Origin of the sequence: Microlunatus sp. Gsoil 973, assembly GCF_009707365.1 — a bacterium.
GTDB lineage: Bacteria > Actinomycetota > Actinomycetes > Propionibacteriales > Propionibacteriaceae > Microlunatus.
On sequence record NZ_CP046122.1, the window covers coordinates 2,799,731 to 2,818,158 of the forward strand.

At 67.1% G+C, this 18,428-nt stretch carries 18 protein-coding genes and 1 riboswitch; of the genes, 12 read left to right on the top strand and 6 right to left on the bottom strand.

The features are described from left to right. Nucleotides 1-162: 162 nt before the first annotated feature. A complete protein-coding gene (locus tag GJV80_RS13210; RefSeq protein WP_154688290.1) occupies nt 163-834 on the bottom strand; it encodes a TetR/AcrR family transcriptional regulator C-terminal domain-containing protein in 672 nt (223 codons plus the stop codon). An 88-nt stretch (nt 835-922) separates the two neighbouring features. On the opposite strand from GJV80_RS13210, the gene GJV80_RS13215 reads away from it, so the two are divergent. From GJV80_RS13215 to GJV80_RS13235, 5 genes are all read left to right on the top strand, one after another. Further along, nucleotides 923-1,855 carry a zinc-binding alcohol dehydrogenase family protein gene (locus tag GJV80_RS13215; protein ID WP_154688291.1) on the top strand — a complete coding sequence of 311 codons (933 nt, stop codon included), beginning with the start codon at nt 923-925 and terminating at the stop codon, nt 1,853-1,855. A gap of 107 nt (nt 1,856-1,962) precedes the next feature. Further along, nucleotides 1,963-2,078, top strand: a riboswitch (SAM riboswitch). Between the two features lie 51 nt (nt 2,079-2,129). Beyond that, nucleotides 2,130-3,575, top strand: a complete 1,446-nt coding sequence (locus GJV80_RS13220; protein WP_230207659.1) for an aminotransferase class V-fold PLP-dependent enzyme — start codon at nt 2,130-2,132, stop codon at nt 3,573-3,575. Between the two features lie 19 nt (nt 3,576-3,594). Further along, the gene (locus GJV80_RS13225; RefSeq protein ID WP_154688292.1) at nt 3,595-4,698 is read left to right on the top strand and encodes an alcohol dehydrogenase catalytic domain-containing protein; all 1,104 of its coding nucleotides are present in this window, start codon (nt 3,595-3,597) and stop codon (nt 4,696-4,698) included. Between the two features lie 43 nt (nt 4,699-4,741). Continuing rightward, nucleotides 4,742-4,894, top strand: coding sequence for a hypothetical protein (locus GJV80_RS13230; protein WP_154688293.1), 153 nt, complete (start codon nt 4,742-4,744; stop codon nt 4,892-4,894). 3 nt (nt 4,895-4,897) lie between these two features. Further along, on the top strand, nt 4,898-5,275 hold the full coding sequence (locus GJV80_RS13235) for a VOC family protein (protein WP_154688294.1): 378 nt from the start codon (nt 4,898-4,900) through the stop codon (nt 5,273-5,275). On the opposite strand, the gene GJV80_RS13240 is transcribed toward GJV80_RS13235, so the two are convergent. Together GJV80_RS13240 and GJV80_RS13245 are read right to left on the bottom strand one after the other, a co-directional pair. Further along, a complete protein-coding gene (locus GJV80_RS13240; protein WP_154688295.1) occupies nt 5,276-5,797 on the bottom strand; it encodes a DUF664 domain-containing protein in 522 nt (173 codons plus the stop codon). Nucleotides 5,798-5,857: 60 nt separating this feature from the next. Next, nucleotides 5,858-8,383 (bottom strand): penicillin acylase family protein, encoded by a 2,526-nt coding sequence (locus GJV80_RS13245; protein ID WP_195908915.1) that lies wholly within the window; start codon nt 8,381-8,383, stop codon nt 5,858-5,860. Nucleotides 8,384-8,544: 161 nt separating this feature from the next. Here GJV80_RS13245 and GJV80_RS13250 point away from each other — a divergent pair, with 161 nt between their 5' ends. Then, on the top strand, nt 8,545-8,910 hold the full coding sequence (locus tag GJV80_RS13250) for an FmdB family zinc ribbon protein (RefSeq protein WP_154688297.1): 366 nt from the start codon (nt 8,545-8,547) through the stop codon (nt 8,908-8,910). An 87-nt stretch (nt 8,911-8,997) separates the two neighbouring features. Beyond that, the gene (locus GJV80_RS13255) at nt 8,998-9,639 is read left to right on the top strand and encodes an RcpC/CpaB family pilus assembly protein (protein ID WP_154688298.1); all 642 of its coding nucleotides are present in this window, start codon (nt 8,998-9,000) and stop codon (nt 9,637-9,639) included. A 14-nt stretch (nt 9,640-9,653) separates the two neighbouring features. On the opposite strand, the gene GJV80_RS13260 is transcribed toward GJV80_RS13255, so the two are convergent. Further along, nucleotides 9,654-10,028 (bottom strand): hypothetical protein, encoded by a 375-nt coding sequence (locus GJV80_RS13260; RefSeq protein WP_154688299.1) that lies wholly within the window; start codon nt 10,026-10,028, stop codon nt 9,654-9,656. A gap of 116 nt (nt 10,029-10,144) precedes the next feature. On the opposite strand from GJV80_RS13260, the gene GJV80_RS13265 reads away from it, so the two are divergent. From GJV80_RS13265 to GJV80_RS13280, 4 genes are all read left to right on the top strand, one after another. Further along, nucleotides 10,145-10,840 (top strand): (Fe-S)-binding protein, encoded by a 696-nt coding sequence (locus GJV80_RS13265; RefSeq protein WP_154688300.1) that lies wholly within the window; start codon nt 10,145-10,147, stop codon nt 10,838-10,840. 14 nt (nt 10,841-10,854) lie between these two features. Next, nucleotides 10,855-12,330: a lactate utilization protein B gene (locus GJV80_RS13270; RefSeq protein WP_154688301.1), complete on the top strand. Its 1,476-nt coding sequence runs from the start codon at nt 10,855-10,857 to the stop codon at nt 12,328-12,330. Further along, on the top strand, nt 12,327-12,971 hold the full coding sequence (locus tag GJV80_RS13275) for an LUD domain-containing protein (RefSeq protein ID WP_230207661.1): 645 nt from the start codon (nt 12,327-12,329) through the stop codon (nt 12,969-12,971). The genes GJV80_RS13270 and GJV80_RS13275 overlap by 4 nt, the downstream gene beginning before the upstream one ends. A gap of 63 nt (nt 12,972-13,034) precedes the next feature. After that, nucleotides 13,035-13,691 (top strand): malonic semialdehyde reductase, encoded by a 657-nt coding sequence (locus tag GJV80_RS13280; RefSeq protein WP_154688302.1) that lies wholly within the window; start codon nt 13,035-13,037, stop codon nt 13,689-13,691. 721 nt (nt 13,692-14,412) lie between these two features. Here GJV80_RS13280 and GJV80_RS13285 read toward each other — a convergent pair. Next, nucleotides 14,413-15,786 (bottom strand): UTP--glucose-1-phosphate uridylyltransferase, encoded by a 1,374-nt coding sequence (locus tag GJV80_RS13285; protein ID WP_154688303.1) that lies wholly within the window; start codon nt 15,784-15,786, stop codon nt 14,413-14,415. A gap of 89 nt (nt 15,787-15,875) precedes the next feature. On the opposite strand from GJV80_RS13285, the gene GJV80_RS13290 reads away from it, so the two are divergent. Beyond that, entirely contained in the window at nt 15,876-16,823 is a 948-nt protein-coding gene (locus GJV80_RS13290; RefSeq protein ID WP_154688304.1) for a hypothetical protein, read from the top strand. 108 nt (nt 16,824-16,931) lie between these two features. Here GJV80_RS13290 and GJV80_RS13295 read toward each other — a convergent pair whose 3' ends face one another. Beyond that, nucleotides 16,932-18,425 carry an ABC transporter family substrate-binding protein gene (locus GJV80_RS13295; RefSeq protein ID WP_195908916.1) on the bottom strand — a complete coding sequence of 498 codons (1,494 nt, stop codon included), beginning with the start codon at nt 18,423-18,425 and terminating at the stop codon, nt 16,932-16,934. Nucleotides 18,426-18,428: the final 3 nt, after the last annotated feature.

Sequence of the window (18,428 nt, forward strand, 5' to 3'; positions counted from 1 at the left end):
ATGCGACCACTCGTCGTGGCTGTGACGGGCCACCCGTCCGGTTCTACTAAAAGATCGGCCCCGTGGGGCTGCGGTCTCGTTCTTCCGGAGGCTCACCGGTGATAGCCGGGTCGATGCCTGTACCGACCATGGTAATCCGCGGTGCCGTAGCCGCGCCAATTCTTAGTGCCCGTCGTCAGAGCCGTTCGGCCGGCTCGTCGGCTGTCCTGCGGCGAGGCGTGCCGCGAACCCGGCAATGATCAATTCCAGGCCGTCGGTGAACGACCGGTCGAAGTCACCGAAGAGGTAGTCGCTGGCCGCGGCGGTCAGCGGAGCCTGCTCGCCGTCGAGCCGGGCACGGCGGGCGTCCGGGTCGAACCGGTGATCACGCGCTCCGGACGGGCGGACGACACCCTGCTCCTCCAGCACATGCCCGATGGCGTAGCAGCTGATCGTTCGGTTGACCGCGACCGCGGTGCGCAGGTCGGCGCCGGCGTCGGTCAGCGACCGGAGCAACGGCTCGCCGGCGACCAGCGGAGCGCTGTCGGTCATGTAGGTGCCGCCGAAGAGACGTGCGCCGTCACGGCGACTCAACAGCATTCTGCGCAGCCCCACCGCCATGGTCCGAAGCTGCTCGTGCCAGGGGCCGGTCAGCTCGGCGCTGCTCGTTGCGTCCCTGGCCATGGCGGTCGCCATCTCGTCGAGCAACTGCTGCTTGTTCTGGAAGTGCCAGTACAGCGCCGGTGCCTTGACCTGCAGCGCCGCGGCGATCTTGCGCAGGGTCAGGCCCTCGAGACCTTCGGAATCCAGCAGGTCCAGCGCGGTGCGGACGACAACTTTCCGATCCAGCGGCATGCCACGGATTCTGCCAGCCTCTTGACGAATTTAACAGCGTTAAGCACACTGGGGACCAGTCAGCTTAACGACGTTAAGGAGCAGCACCATGAAGGCAGCAGTCGTCCGTCAGCCCGGACGCCCACCGGAGTACCGGGACTTCCCCGATCCCTCGCCTGCCGCCGGCGAGGAATTGGTCGAGGTGCTTGCCGCTGGGATGCACCAGATCACCCGGTCACAGGCCTCCGGCGAGCACTACGCAGGACACGATCAGCTGCCGATGGTCCCCGGCGTGGACGGGATCGCCCGCCGCTCGGATGGGAGGCTGATCTACCTCGGTGGCCTGAAACCGCCGTACGGCACCCTTGCCGAGCATGCGGCCGCCCCGCGCCTCGCGATGCCCCTGCCAGTCGACGCCGATCCGGTCGTCATGGCGGCCTCACTGAATCCGGGTGCATCGGGCTGGATGGCGTTGAAGTTGCGGGCAGGCATGCAGCCCGGCCAGACGGTTGCCGTGCTGGGTGCCACCGGTGCTGCCGGCCGCACCGCAGTTCAGGCGGCGAGGCTGCTCGGTGCCGCGCGGGTGATCGCGATCGGGCGATCGGTCTCGGCGCTCAGCGATGTGGCCGGAGATGTCGACGACATCGTGCGGATCGAGGACGGAACCGGCTGGGCCGATCAGCTGACCGGACCCGTCGATGTGGTCCTGGACTACGTGTGGGGCCGGCCGACCGAGCAGTTGCTCCCAGCCCTCACCGGCAAGACCGACGGTCACCGGTTGACCTGGGTCCAGATCGGCACGATGGCCGGCTCATCCGTACCGCTTCGGGGCGATCTGCTGCGCAGCAGCGATCTGCATCTGATCGGCAGCGGGCTCGGCAGCACATCGATGCGCGAACTCCAGGCCGAGATCCCGGCGGTGATCGACCACATCGCCGCCGGGCGCATCTGGGTCGACCCAGTGGTGCGCCCGCTCGCTGAAGTCGAGCGGGCGTGGACCGAACCGGTTCCGTCCGGACGCCGCGTGGTCTTCGTCCCGTGATACGACGACGGACCACTCTGCTCATATTCTGATACAGTGTCTCAAATCACGAGATTGCGGGTTGCGAGGAGCGCCTGGCACGCCGCAGAGTTACTTCCCGTACGACGTGTGACGAGTGTCAGCGACAAGCCCCGGCTCGCTGGCCGGCAACCCTCCTTCCGCGGTGGGGTGCCCCGGGTGACCACACGGCCGGGCCCAGCACGGGACCCGGCAAGCGCGGGTCCTCACTGACAGCCTCACTGACACAGGGCCCCTGAACTCGAGGAGTGCCGAGGTGTCGATCACCGTTCTGTCCGGACGTAGCGCCGGGCCGCAGACCAGGCAGCTCGATCAGTCGTGTACCTCGGCACCGGCCACGGACCGGCTGCGCCTTCGTGATCTTGGCGAGCCGTTCCGCCGGCGGGATGCGTTTGGCCCGCTGGCTGCAGTGACCGGTGCCGATCTCGAGGTTCCGCTGGTCGACGGCCGTTCGGTGCCGTACGCGAACCTCGACTATGCGGCGAGTGCTCCGGCGCTGGCCGCCGTGGTCGCCGACCAGCAGCGGATCCTCCCCTACTACGCCTCCGTGCACCGCGGCGCCGGGTTTGCGTCCGCGGTCAGCACAGCCCTCTACGAACAGTCCCGCGCGACCGTCGCCGCATTCGTCGGCGCGCGCAGCGACGACCTGACCGTCTTCACCCGGAACACCACCGACGCCCTGAATCTGCTCGCCGGCGCTGTTCCGGACGGCGCACCGGTCGTCTGTCTTGACATCGAACACCACGCGAATCTGCTGTCCTGGCAGCGAAGCGGCGCCACCGTCGTTCCGGCGGCCGAGACTCTGGAACAGACTCTCGATGATCTCGAGCAGGCGGTGATCAACACCGGGGCCGGCCTGCTGGCGATCACTGGCGCGTCGAACGTGACGGGAGAGGTCCTGCCGATCCGCCGGATCGCCGCCCTGGCTCACCGACACGGCGCCAGGATCGTCATCGACGGAGCCCAACTGGTCCCGCATCGCAGGATTGACATCGCAGCCTCCGACATCGACTACCTGGCCTTCTCCGGTCACAAGCTGTATGCGCCCTACGGTGCGGGCGCGCTGATCGGCCGGGCCGACTGGCTGGACGCCGCCGAGCCGTATTTGGCGGGCGGTGGTGCGGTCCGCAGGGTCACCGTGGAGCACGCCGATTGGGCGTCGGGACCGGCTCGGCACGAGGGTGGGACGCCGAACGTGCTTGGTGCTGCGGCGCTCGCCGCAGCCTGCCGGGAGATCGATCGGATCGGGGACGATCATCTCCGCCGGCACGAGTGGCGGTTGCGGACCCGGTTGTTGTCCCGCTTGGCGGCGATCGACGAAGTCCGCGTGTTGTCGATCTGGGACGACTGCTATGACGCCGTCGGCGTGGTCGGTTTCACGATCGACGGCTACGACTCGGGGCTGGTCGCCGCCTGTCTTTCGGCCGAGCACGGGATCGGCGTTCGCGACGGAGCATTCTGTGCCCATCCGCTGGCAGCCCGGTTGGGCGTGCCGAGCGGCGCATTGCGGGCCAGCTTCGGCGTCGGCAGCCAGGCGTCTGATGTCGACCGTTTGCTGGAAGCGTTGCGCTCGCTGATCACCGATGGTCCTCGTTGGGAGTACGAGATCGTGGATGGCCGCTACCAGCCGGTCGGCGATCCGCGCCCGGCCCCCGAGTGGATCGGTGACCTGCACACGGCTCCCAGGCCCTGCGAAGGCTGAGCCGGTATCGTCACCGGTGATGAAGATCACCGGTGCGGTTCTCGAGCAGGTCGGCCGGCACAGGCCGTATGCCGGTTCCGGGCCGGTGACGATCAGTGAGATCGATCTTGATCCACCCGGACCCGGCGAGGTCCTGGTCCGGATCGAGGCCGCCGGGGTATGTCACTCCGATCTGTCCGTAGTCGACGGAAACCGCCCTCGCCCGGTACCGATGCTGCTTGGTCACGAGGCGGCAGGCGTGGTCGAGCGATGCGGCGCCGGCGTCGACGATCTTGGGACCGGTCAGCGGGTTGTGCTGTCCTTCCTGCCGCGGTGCGGCGCCTGTGCACAGTGCCGGACCGACGGCCGGCTGCCCTGCGGACCGGGCTCGGCGGCCAACAGTGCCGGAACGCTGCTGACCGGCGGCATGCGGCTGCACCGCAACGGCGAGCGTGTCTTCCACCATCTGGGGGTCTCGGCGTTCGCCGATCACGCTGTTGTCGATCGCCGGTCGGTGACACCGGTCGAGGAGGACATCCCACCAGACGTCGCCGCTCTACTGGGTTGCGCAGTGCTGACCGGTGGGGGCGCCGTGATCAACGCCGGTCGACCCCGGCCGGGTGACGATCTGATCATCGTCGGCCTGGGTGGTGTCGGGATGGCCGCTCTGATCACCGGGCTGGCGCTCGGTCACGGCCGGGTGATCGGCGTCGATGCGTTGCCGTCGAAGGTGGAGCGGGCCAGGGAACTCGGGGCAACTGAGGCGTACCTGACGGACCGGGCGACCCAGGCCGGCATCCGTGCTCCGATCGTCATCGAGGCAGCAGGTCATCCACGTGCCTTCGAGACAGCCGTCGAACTGACGGCCCCCGGCGGCACGACGATCACCGTCGGACTGCCCGCACCGACCGCCGAGTCGGTGATCAAACCGCTCGGCCTCACCGCGGAGGCCAGGACGATCACCGGCAGCTACCTCGGCTCGGCCGTCCCGTCGCGCGACATCCCGCGGTTCGCGGCGCTGTGGCACCAGGGCCGGCTGCCGGTGCAGGAGTTGATCTCCGCCCGGATCACCCTCGACGAGATCAACACGGCATTGGACCGGTTGGCGGACGGCACCGCGGTCCGCCAGTTGATCATCTTCTGAGGCCGGCGGCAGGACCGGATCTGATGCCGAGTGCACCTCATGCATGTTCACCGTCGCGCTGTACTCGATCGCTTCGGTGGTCGGCGCATTCGCCTCTGGACCGTTGTTCTTGATGATCGGCGAACATCGCGCTGCAGGGTGCGCGACCGCCGGCCGGGCCATCGAGGAGATCAGCCCGCTGCCGAGTACCGTCTGAGGCATGCGGATCGACCGACTCGACCACCTGGTGTTGACTGTGGCCGACATTCCGACGACGATCGCCTTCTACACCGAGGTCCTCGGCATGCGGGAGATCACCTTCGGCGACGGCCGGAAGGCGCTCGCGTTCGGTGCGTCCAAGATCAACCTGCACCAGGCCGGTCACGAGTTCGAGCCCAGGGCGCTGCGGCCGACCCCGGGGAGCGCGGACGTCTGCCTGATCGCCGAGGACTCACTGGCCGACGTCATGGCGACGCTGGCCGGTCACGGTGTCCCGATCGAGCACGGGCCGGTCGATCGGACCGGCGCCACCGGTCCGATCACCAGCGTCTACGTCCGAGACTCGGACGGGAACCTGGTGGAGATCAGCAACTATTGATCACTGCACGCCGGCGCGTTCGGCCAGCCCCTGGACGTAGTAGGCCTGGCCGAGGTGCTGGGTGATGTCACCGATCACGCTGATCAGACGGACAGAAGCGGTGACCGGCGGATCCCAGTTGGTGTCAACGACCCGGCCGAGTTCCTGCTCGGTCAACGCGCCGACATAGTCACGGGTCAACGCCTGCACCTCCCGGTGATAGCCGGCCAGCAGGTCGCCCGCGACCTGCACCTGGCCGACCTGTTCGGGGCCGTGCCCGTAGCCGGTTGCGTTGTCGTCGAACGGCAGCCCGAACCTTTCCCGCCATTGCGGCCAGACCTGATCGACCTTCGCCAGTTCGGCCATGTGATCATCCTGGACCCGGGTCGCGTGCCAGACCAGCCAGGCGATGCTGTTGGCGCCCGGGTCGGGTCGGTAGGTCGCCATCTGGGGCGTCAGGTCGGCCGTGATCCCGTCCACCAACTCCTCGACGCGGTCGAACGCGTCGGTGACCAGTGCTCGCAATGCGTCGATATCGCTCATGGAGACAGCCTGCCACGGCCGGACCGGAGCACGCCCGGTGAGCCGGCGATTGCGTGCCGTTCAGCTGGTCGGGGTCAAGATCAGCGTGCTGGTCGAGTCCTCGAGCACGGCCGCCCGGGTGTAGCGGAACGGCAACGTCTGGTTGGTCGCCCACAGCGGCAGCTGGTCGTCGTAGGTCCGAGCGTAGGCGTGCCCGGAATTTCCGCTCTGGTTGATCCAGCGGGAGTCGTCGACGTCTGCCCAGTTGATCAACATCCGCATCGCCGGACCGTTGGTCACGGCGAAGCCCTCTCGGTCGTCGAAGGACAACGCATCGACCACAGCCGGCCCGCCCGGTGCCGGATAGTCCCCTCGATTGAACAGCCGATCGATCAGCCCGACGTCGCCGAAGGCCTGGTGCTTGAGCGTGATGCGGTGCAACCGGCCCCAGGACCACCCGGACGTGTCCCGGGACTGCAGCGCGGTGATGTCCTTGCGCGCCTGGTACATCGCGCTGGTCACGATGTCGTCGCGGGTCTCCTTAACGTCCTTGGTGCGGATGTCGTCCCACCAGGGGTCGTTCGGCTTCTTCATCAGCTGGGCGAGCACCGCGTACCAGGTGTCGCCCGCCGACGGCTGCAGCGCTTCCGGAAGTTGATCATCGAAGGTCTTCTGCAGCAGATCACGCACCACGACGTTGAAGAAGGCGGCGCCCGCCGAATCCGTCCCGGACCGCTGGTTCCAGGAACGGAGCACTTGTTGCCCCTGCGCGACCCAGGGATCGGTGATCCTGACCTTCAGCATCGACGGAAGCAACGCTGCGGCGTACGGAACCCGGTCGTCGTAGAAGAAGCTTTCCGCCGTGTCCGGACTGATCTTGCCGGCCGCGGTGATCCGGTTGATCAACTCCTGGCTGCGCCAGCCATAGGACTCACCGTCCGCCAGCGGATAGGGGTAGTCGGGTCGGACGATCGGTTGGTTCGCCGCGACGATGTACCCGCTGGGCGGGTTGTAGCTGTACGGGAGCTGGTCGAATTTGATCATCCCACGCCAGTCGTACCGCTTGTCCCAACCGGGTGCCGGCACCGATCCGTCGCCCCGGCCACGGATCGGGATCGCTCCGGGAAGCTGATAGCCGATGTTGCCCGATCGGTCGGCGTACAGAAGATTCTGCGACGGCGCGGCGAGCAGGGCGGCGGCAGCCCGGAACTGTCGGAAGTCGGTCGCCCGGTCGAGGGCGAAGATGGCGTCCATGGTGCGGTCCGGGGTGAGCGCGGTCCACGCCAGCGAGACGGCGTACGACGTGCCGCCCGCCTTGCCGACCCGGGCCAATTGATCATCGACATCGGACAGCAGCGGTCCGTGCCGGGACTCCCGGATGGTGATCCGGTGTGGCGACGACTGGCCCTTGACCCGGATCTCCTCGGTGCCGACGGTCAGCGGCTGCCAGCCCTTCCCGACCCGCACCGCGTCCCTGCGGACCTGTTCGAGATAGAGATCCTCGACATCGACATAGGACGTCGTCAGACCCCAGCTGATCTGCTGGTTGTGTCCGATGATCACCCCGGGCATTCCGCAGAAGGTGTAGCCGCTCACGTCGAACGGACAGCTCGGCCCGACCCTGGTGCAGTGCAGTCCCATCTGTTCGAAGACCGACGGGATGGAGGTGGCCAGATGTGGATCGTTGGACAACAACGCCTTGCCGGTTGTTGTCCGGGATCCCGAGACCGCCCAGGAGTTCGACCCGACGCCGAGGTCTGCTCCGCCGTCGCCGACCAGTTGGGGAATGGCCGCGATCCGGTCGGCGGTCTGCCGCAGCGCTCGCGAGGCGTTGACCGACCTCGATCCGGTCACCGGTGCCGGGCGGGCTGAGCCGGCCGCCGCATCCGGCCGGAAGGTGCCGCCCTTGACCGAGCCTTGGGCAACGATCGGCCGCGCCTGATCGACGTCGTGTTCGGGGAACAGTTCCGCGACCTGGTCGGCACCATAGGTAGGTGTCAACAGGGCCCGTTCGATCTCCTGGTCCTTGTTGGCACTGAGGTCCCAGGCCATCGCCTTGAGCCAGGACACCGAGTCGACCGTGGTCCACTGCTCGGGCTGGTAGTCCAGCCCGGTCAACCCGAGGATGTTGTACTCCAGTGAGATAGCCGAGGCCTTGTGGGTGCGGAGGTAGGCATTGACACCGTCGGCATAGGAGTCCAGATAGCCGCGAGTGGTCGGCGACAGCCGGTCGACCTCCTGCTCGGCCACCCGCCGCCAACCCAGGGTGCGGATCACCTCGTCGGTCGGCAGCTGTGACGGGCCGAAGAGCTCCGACAGCCGGCCGGCAGTGATGTGGCGGCGGAAGTCCATCTCCCAGAACCGGTCCTGCGCGTGCACGTAGCCCTGGGCGGCGAACAGGTCGTCGGCATCGGAGGCGTAGATGTCGGCGACCCCGTACGCGTTCCTGACCACCCGGACCTCGGCGTCGAGGCCCGGCAGGGAGATCCGGCCGGACGTCTGCGGATAGGACGACCGGATGGTCGTCACGGCAAGGCTGGACAGCGCGCCGACGATCAACACCAGCACGAAGATGACGAACAGCACCCACCGATGCACCCGACGCACCGGCACAGCGTAACGAGTCCGGGCGCTGCCACCGGTCAGGCGCCGTCCGGCGCGAGGCTGTCGAGGAATAGGAATCGCTTAGCAGTCGCTATGCTTGAGTGCTAGCCGACCGGTGTCGCGGTCGGCTTCTCGTGACCAGGTGAGTCCCGAAGAGGAATCAGATGCCGACCTATCAATACCGTTGTGCTGAATGCGGCCAGGACCTGGAAGTGGTCCAGAAGTTCAGCGATGCTGCGCTCACGGAGTGCCCCAACTGCGGCGGAAGCCTGCGCAAGGTCTACAACGCAGTCGGTGTCGTGTTCAAGGGCTCGGGTTTCTACAGCACCGACAACCGGTCAGGCAACGGCGCCAAGGCGGGCGCCTCGGCCAACGGCTCGGAGTCGTCGGGCTCGTCGAGCAACGGCTCCTCCGGGAACGGCTCGTCCGGCGACAGCTCGGGCAGCTCCTCCGGCACTTCGTCCGGGAACGGCTCCTCGTCTGCTCCGTCCACCTCCTCGCCGGCGCCGGCCAAGGCCGCGGCCGACTGATCACCCGATCCGCTCGGCTGACCGTGGCGGGCTGTCCGCTGTGGACAACTCAACCCGCGCCGGGGCAGCACACCCTAGCGTCGGCACATGCCACGTACGCGGTCCGCAGGGTTCATCGGTCTGATCCGGCTCGTCTCCTGGCACCGCCGCAAGCTGGCCGTCATCGCTGCCATGGGCGCGACGGCGGCCGGTATCACCGCAGCGACACCACCGGCTCCACCCACCGTCACGGCGGTCGTTGCCGCACGACAACTCACCGGCGGCCGGCAACTGTCGGCAGGTGATCTCATCACCCGTGAGCTGCCGAGCGCGGCCCTGCCCGACCAGGCGGTCACCGAACCGGAGGTCGTGGTCGGCCGCACCCTCGTCGCCCCACTCACTCGTGGATCCGTGCTGACCGGGTTGAGCGTGATCGGTGGCCGGCCGACCGCCGCCGACGGCAAGGTCATCGCACCGGTGCGCATCTCTGATGCGGCCGTCATCGACCTGCTCCGGATCGGCGACCGAGTCGACATCGTCGCCGCCGATCCGGAATCGGGGTCCGGCGCCCGGGTGGTCGCCCGACAGGTCCGGGTGGTGACGATCCCCCGACCAGCGGGATCGGGCGGCGGCCTCGACCCGGGTACCGATGATCCGCAGACGCTTGTCCTTGTCGAGGTGACCCCCGACGAGGCGACCGCGCTGGCCGACGCCGCCGCCGGCAGCCAGCTCAGTCTGCTGCTGGGCTAGTGGTTGCCGCCCGGTCAGTGGCCGTGGTGGGGCGGGACCTCGCGCAACAGCCGCTCCTCATCGGCATCCGGCTTGCGGTCGCTGAGCACCGGTCTCTCCGGCTGGGGCCCGACGCCGAGCCGCCGGCTGAGGTCGCCCAGGGCAGCCAGCCACTGCGCCGCCCCCAGCTCTGCACGCAGTCCGGCCGGGATCTGGTACGGCCAGCTCTCGCCCGCCCGCCGCCGTTCTGTGATCGTCGACCGCACCGCAGCGAGCCCGCCCGGGAACCGGAGCTCGATCTCGCGCGCGATCAGCACCGGATCCGGCCGACCGGACTCGGGAAGGCTCCACTGCTGCCCGGTGATCGCGTAAGCCAGCGTTGCGTTCCAGGGTGGTGGCTGGGCGGACATGATCACTCATCCTAGGAGCCGCCCTGCCGGTCGTGGGACGGCCGCCGCCTCGTATGGTTGTCCACACGGAGCCGACCCGACGCCGGGTCGCCGGGTGATGGCGGGAGGAGAAGCCGGTGAAGGTGTCGATCTTTGTCACCTGCCTGGCGGACACGTTGTTTCCTGACGTCGGCCGCGCCATGGTCACCGTCCTGGAGCGGCTGGGTTGTCAGGTCGACTTCCCGGTCGCACAGACCTGTTGCGGGCAGATGCACATGAACACGGGGTACGCCCGGCCCGCCGGCGATATGGTCCGCAGTTTCGCCGACACCTTCGCCGGCGCCGAGGCCGTGGTCGTACCGTCCGGATCGTGTACCGGGATGCTGCGGCACCATGGTCGCAATGTCGCGCCGGGGGTGCATCTGCCTCCGGTCTACGAACTGAGCGAGTTCCTGGTCGACGTGCTGGGTGTCACCGATGTCGGCGCCACCTTCAACGGCAGTGTCACCTATCACCCGACGTGCCATTCGCTGCGCCTGCTTGGGGTCGGTGATCGTCCCTATCGGCTGCTGCAGGCGGTCAAGGGCCTTGACCTGCGGGAGTTGCCCGAAGCGGACCAGTGCTGTGGGTTCGGCGGCACGTTCGCCCTGAAGAATGCCGAGGTCTCCTCCGCGATGGGCGAGGACAAGATCAACAACGCCCTGTCCACGGGTGCGGAGGTGATCTGCACTTCCGATTCCTCCTGCATGATGCACCTCGGCGGCCTGCTGAGCCGCCGCAAGTCCGCAGTCCGGTCGATGCACCTCGCAGAGATCCTCGCCGGGCAGGGATGACCAGGAGCTCGATCATGGCCAAGCAGGATTCCACGCTGCATCCCCGGCCCGGGGTGGCATTCCTCGGGATGCCCGCCTTCACCGAGGCGGCCCACATCGCGCTGGGTGATGATCAGCTCCGCCGAAACCTCGGCCGGGCCACGCGGACGATCCGGGACAAGCGCACGCGGGCGGTCGGCGAACTGGAGGACTGGCAGGACCTGCGTACCGCCGCGGCGATGATCAAGGATCGTACCCTTGCCGATCTTGATCGACACCTGGAACAGTTCGAGGCCGCCGCCACCGCGGCCGGCGCAACCGTACATTGGGCCGCCGATGCCGACGAGGCAGTCAGGATCAGCACGGAGATCGTCCGTGCCCACCAGGGCACCGACGTTATCAAGGTCAAATCGATGGCCACCCAGGAGATCGGGTTGAACGAGGCGTTCGCCGAGGACGGCATCAACGCCTGGGAGACCGACCTGGCGGAATTGATCATCCAGCTCGGCGGTGACACCCCGAGCCACTTCCTCGTGCCTGCCATCCACCGTAACCGCGAGGAGATCCGGCAGATCTTCCTCGACAGGATGGCAGAGGTGGGACGTCCGGCACCCGATGATCTCACCGACGAGCCTCGCCGGCTGGCCGAGGCGGCACGGCTGCACCTGCGGGAAAAGTTTCTCACCACCTCGATCGGCTTCTCCGGCGCGAATTTCGCTGTCGCCGAGACGGGCACGCTCGTGGTGTTGGAATCGGAGGGCAACGGCCGGATGTGCCTGACCCTGCCCGATGTTCTGGTGTCTGTGGTCGGCATCGAGAAGCTGCTGCCGACCTTCGCCGATCTTGAAGTGTTCATGCAGGTGCTGCCCCGGTCGTCGACCGCGGAGCGGATGAACCCCTACACCACGATGTGGACCGGGGTGACCGAGGGCGACGGACCGCAGGAGCTGCACATCATCCTGCTGGACAACGGGCGGACCCGCGCGCTGGCCGACAACACCGGTCGGCAGGCCCTGCGTTGCATCCGCTGCTCGGCCTGCCTCAACGTCTGCCCGGTCTACGAGCGGGTCGGCGGGCACGCGTACGGTTCGGTCTATCCGGGTCCGATCGGCGCCATCCTCAATCCCTTGTTGCACGGCGTTTCCGATGAACACGATGCAGCGCTTCCGTTCGCGTCCAGCCTTTGCGGCGCCTGCTACGAGGCCTGCCCGGTCAAGATCGACATTCCGACGGTGTTGATCGAGCAGCGTGCTGAGGTGGTCGAGGAGCGCGCGGACTCGGGCCGACCGAGTGCCGAAGCGCTGGCGATGCGGATCGCCGCCTGGACCTTCGCTGATCACCGTCGGCTGGAGCGGGCCCAGAAGGTGGCATCGAAGGCTGGGCCGGTGGTCCAACACGTGCGACGGTTGCCTGGGATGCTCGGCGGCTGGACCGCCAGCCGCGACCTCCCGCCGATACCCGACGAATCCTTCCACCAGTGGTGGGAGCGGACGCGGGGAGCCGACCGGTGAGCAACGACAAGATCATCAAGCCGATGGGCAGCAAGGAACAGGTCCTCGCTGCCGTTCGTGGCGCGATCAAGGACGCCGTCCCTCCTTCTGTGTCGCGCACCTATTCGCGGGATCTCGGCCTGGACCGGGCCGGATTGGTCGAGCTCTTCACCGAGCGCGTCGGTGACTATCGCGCCGAGGTCCAGGTGATCGACCGGGACGAGCTCGGCCGGGTGATCGGCAACGTGCTCGCCGACCGCCGGATCCATTCGGTGGTGGTGCCCGATGATCTCGATCCGGGTTGGCTGACCACGGTGACCAGCCGGGTCGTGCGGGATTCACCCGACCTGACGCACAGGGACCTCGATCAGGTCGACGGCGTGATCACCGGCAGCGCGGTCGGGATCGCGCTCACCGGGACGATCGTGATGGACGCTGGTCCGACCCAGGGTCGACGGGCGATCACGCTGATCCCGGACACCCATCTCTGCATCGTCGCGGCCGACGACATCGTCGGCACAGTTCCGGAAGCCGTGGCGCGTCTGGACGCCACCCGCCCGCTCACCTGGATCTCCGGGCCCAGCGCGACCAGCGACATCGAACTCGACCGGGTCGAGGGTGTCCACGGACCGCGCAATCTGGTTGTGCTGATCCTCACCTGAGGGCGAGCTGAGACCCTCCGCCCACCGGGAACAGAACGCCATTGCTTGATGGTTCAAGCAACCATGACCGAAACGTCCTCCCTCACCCAAGCGGCCATCGCAGAGTTCGAGTCCGAGTTCGCCGACCACCTCGCACTGGCGGCCGATTCCCAGGACCTGCTCTTCCGCGCTGCGCGGACCGCGAACACGTTCTCCGCCGAGCCGGTCAGCGACGATCAGATCCGGGCGATCTACGACCTGGTCAAGTACGCGCCGACCGCCGCCAACAGTCAGCCGCTCCGGATCGCCTTCGTACGCTCCCCCGAGGCCAAGGAGCGTTTGCTGCCGCTGATGAGCGACGGCAACCGGGCCAAGACCGGTACAGCTCCGGTGACCGCCATCCTGGCCGCCGACACCGACTTCCACGAGGAGCTGCCGAAGGTCTTTCCGCATGCCGGCGCCGCGTTCCGTGACTCGCTGGCCCAGAGTGACGACGCTCGGGTCGCCATGGCCCGGCTCAGTGCAGGACTGCAGATCGGCTACTTCATCGTCGGCGTCCGCGCCGCGGGACTGGCCGCCGGACCGATGACCGGATTCGACGCCGCAGCCGTCAGCAAGGAGTTCTTCCCCGACGGCAAGCACGAGGCGCTGGTCATCGTCAACATCGGCAAGCCGGGCGAGAACCCGTGGTACGACCGCAATCCGCGGCTCGACTTCGACGAGGTCGCCACCATCCTCTGACCGAGGACCCCAGAAGCTGATCCACCTCTACGGATCATCACCGCAGAACGCTCCCTGACCGCCTGGTCGGGGAGCGTTCGGCTTCCAACGTCGAGCGGGAGGCGGACACCCCCGCTATCCGCCGCCAGCGCCACCGCGCAGCGCCCCGTCGCCTCCCACCACGGTCGGCCGCGGCCACCCGTCGACTTGGTAACACCAGCACCGAAATCCCACGCCCACACCCCTACCGGCCGTCGACTTCGCAAACGCGGTACGAATCCACCAGCAGGCGGGCGCAGCCGAACGGCCCGGCGGCACGTACCAGCCCTCGCCGGCGCGGACTGTGCCACCACCGCGGATTTGGTAACACGAGCACCGAAATCCCGCGCCCCACACCCCTCGGCCGTCGATTTGGTAACACGAGTACCGAAATCCCGGCCCGAAGCCCCACCAGCCGCCGATTTCGTAACACGCGGTACGAATTCACCAGCAGGCGGCGCAGCCGAACGGCCCGGCGGCACGTACCAGCCCTCGCAGGCGCGGACCGTGCCACCACCGCCGATTTGGTAACACGAGCACCGAAATCCCGGCCCGAACCCCCACCGGCCGCCGATTTCGCAACACGCGGTACGAATTCACCAGCAGGCGGCGCTGGGCCGAAGCCCACAACGGCGGCCTGAACCTCGCAGCGCCGGGGCGTCCAGTCCCATCACCGACCGAGAACCGGGCCGCGGCTGAGGGCTCAGCCGAGGACCGAGCGGTCGGGGATGGTGTGCGTCCGGCCGTCGTCGTCGAGCTGGGCCGCACCCTCCACGCGTACATCGGTGCCGAAGGTCCAGTCGCCCCTGACGGTCAGGCTGTCGGCCTTGATCAGGGACGGCGGACCAGCCGGGAAGCGGGCATCGAAGTCGGCGATCTTCTTGAAGTAGCGCGAGTCCAGGTCGATCAACGGAGCCGCCTCGACCGCCTTGACCACTGTGCCGTCGTCGCCGACGGTGTAGCTGTCGGAGCGGAGCAGCAACAGGTCGTTGGTGGTCTTGACCGGCAGGAACCTGTCACGTTCAACGACGATTGCCGTCGACCCGTCGAAGACCTCGATCGCTGCTCCCATCGCGCTCTCCACCTGGATCACCTCCGGGGTGGACGAATCGGTCGGGTCGACGGTCTTGACGTTCTTGATCAACGGCAGGCCCAGCACGCCCTTGCGTTCCACCAGCGTCTGGTAGAGCACCTCGAGGTCGAACCAGAGGTTGTTGGTGTGGAAGAAGGGATGGCGGTCCTGATCGGTGAAGTAGTCGATCTCGTCCGGCGGGGTCTGTGCTGTGTCGCGCAGGATGAGCCGCCCGTCGGACTTCCGCACCGCCAGATGGCCGCCCTTCAGATCGGCCTTGGTCCGCCGGCACAGCTCGGCGGCGTAGGGCGCCCCGGAGGCCGCGAACCAGCCCGCGATCGCGGCGTTCGGCGCCGCACCCAGGTTGTCGGAGTTGGACACCGACGCGTACCGGTAGCCCGCGTCCAGTAGCGCCTTCAGCACGCCGGAGGCCAGCAAAGCCGTGTACAGGTCACCGTGTCCGGGCGGGCACCATTCCAGGCTGGGATCGTCCGGCCACTCGACAGGGGTCAGATCGGAGACCAGCAGCTTCGGCTCGCGATTCTGCAGGAAGTCCAGCGGCAGGTCACCGACGGCGAGGTCACCGTACGGCTCCAGCGCTTCCAGCGTGTCGTCCCGGGTGCGGAAGCTGTTCATGAACAGCAGCGGAAGCTCCACCCCGTACGCCTGGCGTGCGGCCAGCACCTGGCTGACGATCAGGTCGAGGAAGGTCCGGTCGCCCCTGACCGGCAGCAGCGACTTGGCCTTCTCCATCCCCATCGAGGTGCCCAGCCCGCCGTTCAACTTGATGATGACGGTCCGCGCCAGCGCTGCCTGTTGGTCGGTGTCACTGATCTCGACGTCGGCCAGCCGGTCGGGATCGGTCAACGGGGAGATGGTGTCCTCCGGGATCAGCCCGGTCGCACCTGACTCCAGTTGTCCGTAGTAGTGACTGAAGACCTCGATGGCTTCGGGTGCCACTCCCGCCTCGGTCATTTTCTGCCGTGCTTGATCCAGTCCGCTCATATCTCCCAGATCGTATTGGACGTGAGATATTGAGGCACTTGGAAGGTAGGTGTCTATCTCGGGAGTGGCGAATGAGCGGCGGAAGGTCCGTGAGTCGCCGTACGCTGCTCGCCGGTGGGGTGACGGCAGTTGCACTCCCGACGATCATCGGCTGCACCCCCGACGGCTCGATGACTCCACAGATCACCAGGAAGGAGGTCCAAGCGGTTCAGGACCGCTATGCCCATCGACTGTTCGCAGCGACCCGCACCAGGGACCGGGAGTTGTTGCGGACCATCGAAGGCGGACCGCTGTTGGACCGGGACCTGGCGACGATCGATCTGGCTGATCGGCTGCGGGCACCGAAGACCGCCGAGGAGTACACCCTGCCCAACTCCACCGGCTATCCGGTCAGGTCGACGACCGGCAATGATCAACAACAGTTGATCACGGTCGCCGATTACAGCAGCACCCAGCGGGACTGGCGTGACCTGGCGCTCTACCGGCGAAACGGGCCAGCCGGCGAATGGCTCAGGGTGTACGGCGCAGGGCTGCATTCCGCTGCTGTGCCGAACTTCGACCATGATCGGCCGCTGAGCCCGCTCGCGCCGGATGTCGCCGGCTATCCCGCCATCCCGAACGCGATCCCTTCACTCGTTGCGAATGCGTTGGCTGACCCGGGGTCGGCGCAGGGCAGGATGTTCGACGACTCCGACATCCGACACCGGTACGCAATGACGTTGGCAGCGACCCGGGAACACGCTGCCTCGGTCGGAACCGTGACCCGCAGTTACCGGCCGGGGCCGCTGGTGATCGCGATCGCCGTCGAGGTCGGTTATCTGGCGCTGGGTTGCTTCGACTACGACGAAACGCTGACCGCGCGGCACGGCCGGCACATCACCTTCGCCAGGAGATCGCCCCAGCACACGGCGTACCCGGGCACGTACCACACCACGACCGCGACCTACGGGGCGATGTTCGCCGCGGTGGTACCCAAGCGGGGCAGGGTCCGGATGATCTCCGGCGAACAACGCCAGACCGACCTGACCGCAGACTGACGGATCGGGTTCCGGGCGTCATCCGGGAACGCGAAACCGGCCCGTACGTCGTCTGACGTACGGGCCGGTCCCTGAGGTTTGATCAGCTGTTCTGGATCACGTACCGGATCAGGACTTGAAGCCGACCTGGGTCCAGTCGAGGGTCTCGAACTGCACCTCACCGTAGTTGACCAACTTCGGATTCGAGACACCGATGTTCGGGGTCGCGGTGAAGGTCACGATGACGGCTTCCTCGTAGATCGCCTTGTCGATCTGGTTGATGATCTCCAGGCGCTTCTGGGTGTCGAGCGTCTGCGACGCCTGCTTGAACAACTTGCCGATCTCCGGGGTGGAGATGCCGAAGTAGTTCTGCCCCGAGTTCGCCGGGGTGTAGATCGACTTCGCGCCGGACAGCGGGGTCGGAGTGCCGACCCAGGAGAACGACGTCAGCTCGAAGTTCTTGTTCTTGCCGGTCACGACGTAGTCGGCGAAGTACTTGTCGAGCGGGACGTTGTTGATGTTGACCTTGATGCCGACCTGGCCCAGGTAGTTCTGGACCAGCTGGCAACGCTGGTTGTTGGTCGGGGTGTTGGCCGGGGTGACGATGCTCAGCGTCAGCTGCTTACCGTCCTTCATGGCCTTACCGTTCTCGATGGTGTACCCGGCGGCCTTCAGGCTGTCCTGCGCCTTCTGCTTGCTGTACGGGTACATCTCGTCCTCGACGTTGTGGTACCCGGCCTGGCCAGGCAACAGCACGCCGCTGCCGACGGTGACCGGCGGGACGCCGAGACCCTTCTGCGCGATCGCAGCGAACTGCTGCCGATTGATCGCGTAGAAGATCGCCTTGCGCACGTTGATGTCGGTCAACGGTGCTTCTTCGGCGTTCATCGTCAGGTGGGTGTAGGTGACACCACCGGAACGCTGCACGACCGCACCCGAGCGGGACTCCGCCTGCTTCAGCACGTCGACGGAGGCGCCGGTGTCGATCCAGTCGATCTCACCGTTGGCGAAGGCCTGACCGGTCTGGGCCTGATCGATGGCCCGGAACACGACCTTGTCGAGCTTGGGCTTGCGGCCCCACCACTTCGGGTTCGGGACCTCGGTGACCACGCCGCCGTTCTGGTCGACCTTGCTGATCACGTACGGACCGTTGGTCGGGTACAGCTTGGTCTTGTATTGATTGTTGAACGCGTCCGGGGTGTCACCGACCTGGTGCGGGAAGAACGGGTAGACGTAGCTCCACCACTCGGCGTACGGGCCGTCAAAGGTGACGGTGTAGTGGAACTGGTCCCCACCGACCTCCTTGACCGAGGTGATGTCCTCGAAGCCGGTCGTCGCGGCAGGGCTGTACTTGGAGTCCTTGCCGTTCATCGCCTTCCAGGTCGCGACCATGTCCTTGTAGGTGATCGGCGCCCCGTCGCTCCAGACGGCCTTCGGGTTCAGCTTGACGTCGATGGTCGTCGGGCTGTCCTTGACGACCTTGATCGACTCCGCGTAGTTCGGGTCGACCTTGAAGCTGCCGTCGGCCGCCCAGGTGGAGCCGCTGCCCAGCAGCGGACCCTCGATGGTCGAGGTGTCGGCCAGCGCGCCGTCAGCGGTGTTGTTGTTCCAGTTGGTCGGCAACTG

Bases quoted from the DNA above. Each gene is read 5' to 3' on its own strand.
- GJV80_RS13285 (WP_154688303.1), bottom strand. From the start codon at position 15,786: ATGAGCGGACTGGATCAAGCACGGCAGAAAATGACCGAGGCGGGAGTG.
- GJV80_RS13270 (WP_154688301.1), top strand. From the start codon at position 10,855: ATGGCCAAGCAGGATTCCACGCTGCATCCCCGGCCCGGGGTGGCATTC.
- GJV80_RS13250 (WP_154688297.1), top strand. From the start codon at position 8,545: ATGCCGACCTATCAATACCGTTGTGCTGAATGCGGCCAGGACCTGGAA.
- GJV80_RS13280 (WP_154688302.1), top strand. From the start codon at position 13,035: ATGACCGAAACGTCCTCCCTCACCCAAGCGGCCATCGCAGAGTTCGAG.
- GJV80_RS13255 (WP_154688298.1), top strand. From the start codon at position 8,998: ATGCCACGTACGCGGTCCGCAGGGTTCATCGGTCTGATCCGGCTCGTC.
- GJV80_RS13260 (WP_154688299.1), bottom strand. From the start codon at position 10,028: ATGTCCGCCCAGCCACCACCCTGGAACGCAACGCTGGCTTACGCGATC.
- GJV80_RS13230 (WP_154688293.1), top strand. From the start codon at position 4,742: ATGTTCACCGTCGCGCTGTACTCGATCGCTTCGGTGGTCGGCGCATTC.
- GJV80_RS13240 (WP_154688295.1), bottom strand. From the start codon at position 5,797: ATGAGCGATATCGACGCATTGCGAGCACTGGTCACCGACGCGTTCGAC.
- GJV80_RS13215 (WP_154688291.1), top strand. From the start codon at position 923: ATGAAGGCAGCAGTCGTCCGTCAGCCCGGACGCCCACCGGAGTACCGG.
- GJV80_RS13225 (WP_154688292.1), top strand. From the start codon at position 3,595: ATGAAGATCACCGGTGCGGTTCTCGAGCAGGTCGGCCGGCACAGGCCG.
- GJV80_RS13210 (WP_154688290.1), bottom strand. From the start codon at position 834: ATGCCGCTGGATCGGAAAGTTGTCGTCCGCACCGCGCTGGACCTGCTG.
- GJV80_RS13235 (WP_154688294.1), top strand. From the start codon at position 4,898: ATGCGGATCGACCGACTCGACCACCTGGTGTTGACTGTGGCCGACATT.